The sequence below is a fragment of the Streptomyces sp. NPDC002835 genome, from assembly GCF_053591995.1.
This window is the reverse complement of sequence record NZ_JBSFUW010000118.1, coordinates 1-1970: the sequence shown is the minus strand read 5'-3', so window position 1 is coordinate 1970 and position 1970 is coordinate 1. Positions and strand designations below refer to the sequence as shown.

Sequence of the window (1970 nt, the reverse complement as noted above, 5' to 3'; positions counted from 1 at the left end):
CTCGCCAAGCGCATAACGGACGAGACCACACCCACCTGGCGAGGAACTTACTAGGAGATAAAGGGCAATCTGACTAGATCAAACGCCCTCTCAGATGTCATCTCATTTGGATGGTTCGGTAGGCTGTCGGTCGTGGCGGGGATCGTTGAGCGGCTGGTGCCGGACGAGTTGTGGGAGTTGTTCCAGCGGGTAGTGCCGGAGGCGCCGTCGCGGCCTCAGGGTGGTGGCCGACGTCGGCATGGTGACCGGGAGGTGCTGGCCGCGATCGTGTTTGTGGCCACGTCAGGCTGCACCTGGCAGCAGTTGCCTACGGCGTCGTTCGGGCCGTCAGGGGCGACGGCGCATCGGCGATTTGCCGAGTGGACGAAGGCCAGAGTGTGGGGCAAGCTTCACCGCCTGGTCCTTGACGAACTCGGCTCCCGTGGCGAGTTGGACTGGTCCCGATGCGCGATCGACTCGGTGAACATGCGGGCCCTGAAAAGGGGGACCTGACAGGTCCGAATCCTGTCGACCGGGGCAAGTACGGCTCAAAGATCCACTTGATCACCGAGCGGACCGGTCTGCCCCTGTCCGTCGGGATCTCGGCGGCGAACCTGCACGACAGCCAGGCCCTGATCCCTCTGGTGAAGGGCATACCGCCGATCCGCTCCCGCCGAGGCCGACGACGGCGCAAGCCAGGCAAGCTCCACGGCGACAAGGGCTACGACTACGCCCACCTGCGGCGATGGTTACGCGAGCGCGGCATCACCCACCGCATCGCCCGCAAGGGCATCGAGACCTCGAAGCGACTGGGCCGCCACCGCTGGACCATCGAACGCACCATGGCCTGGCTCGCCGGCTGCCGACGCCTCCACCGACGCTACGAACGCAAAGCCGACCACTTCCTCGCCTTCACCAGCATCGCCTGCACCCTCATCTGCTACCGCCGACTCACCAAATGAGATGACTTCTAACTGGCTGTTCTCCTTTCGCTCGCGTGGTCGGTGGGGTTCGAACAGGGGCCTGGTACGGGTGAGTCTGCCGGTGCGGACGCATGGAAGAAGGGCCTCTTGGTAGCTCGCGGATGTCGAGTCCAGCGAGAACCAAGAGGCCCTGTTGTCGAAGTGTCGCGTGGTCACGGTTGCCGGGTCCAGTCCGTCCACTCGTGGGTGTGACTGTCTCGCCCACAGGTTCGGGAACGCGGCCGACCGGCCGGAGCGCCGGCCCCGGTACGGCTCGGACATGAGCGATGCCGAGTGGGCCGTGGTGCGGGATCTGCTGCCGGTTCCAGGATGGCTGGCGGGCCGGGGCGGCCGTCCGGAGGGCTACTGCCACCGGCAGATGATCGACGCGATCCGCTACCTCGTCGACAACGGCATCAAGTGGCGGGCGATGCCCTGTGACTTCCCGCCCTGGCCACGCGTCTACGCCTTCTTCGCCCGATGGCGGGACGCGGGGCTGGTCGCCGAACTGCATGACCGGCTACGTGGTGCCGTCCGCGATGCCGAAGGTCGTGACCAGGATCCGAGTGCAGCGGTCGTGGACTCGCAGTCGGTGAAGGCGGACGCCACCGTCGCCCTGATCTCGCGGGGCTTCGACGCCGGGAAGAAGATCAACGGACGCAAGCGGCACCTGCTCACCGACACCCTCGGCCTGCTGCTGGCCGTGCTGGTCACGCCGGCGTCGACCACCGACCGGGACGCCGCCCGCATCCTGCTGCCGGCAGCCAAGGACCGCTTCGAGCGGCTGGCACGGGTCTGGGCCGACGGCGGATACACCGGCCACCTCATCGACTGGAGTGCCACGCAGCTCGGAGTTGTCCTCGATGTCGTCCGCCGCAGCGACGACACCCGTGGCTTCCACGTGCTGCCCCACCGCTGGGTCGTGGAACGGTCTTTGTGCGCCACGAGGCGCTCTGTTTGTATCCCCGGCTCAGCCGGGAGGAACTCGGAAGGAGGTTTCTGGGCCGGATGACTTACCTGGATCCGAAA

Annotated in this window: 2 protein-coding genes; both read left to right on the top strand. The window is 66.5% G+C overall.

The features are described from left to right. The first annotated feature begins 141 nt into the window (after positions 1–141). Positions 142–941, top strand: a protein-coding gene (locus ACWD01_RS37385; RefSeq protein ID WP_451168439.1) for an IS5 family transposase whose coding sequence is annotated in 2 segments (ribosomal slippage) — positions 142–477 and positions 480–941 — 798 coding nt in all. Because the reading frame shifts where the segments join, the coding sequence is not laid out codon by codon here. Positions 942–1221: 280 nt separating this feature from the next. Beyond that, positions 1222–1953 carry an IS5 family transposase gene (locus ACWD01_RS37380; protein ID WP_451168437.1) on the top strand — a complete coding sequence of 244 codons (732 nt, stop codon included), beginning with the start codon at positions 1222–1224 and terminating at the stop codon, positions 1951–1953. Positions 1954–1970: the final 17 nt, after the last annotated feature.

What these genes read in the sequence shown, in the direction of transcription:
- ACWD01_RS37380 (WP_451168437.1), top strand. Translation starts at nt 1,222, where the DNA reads ATGAGCGATGCCGAGTGGGCCGTGGTGCGGGATCTGCTGCCGGTTCCA.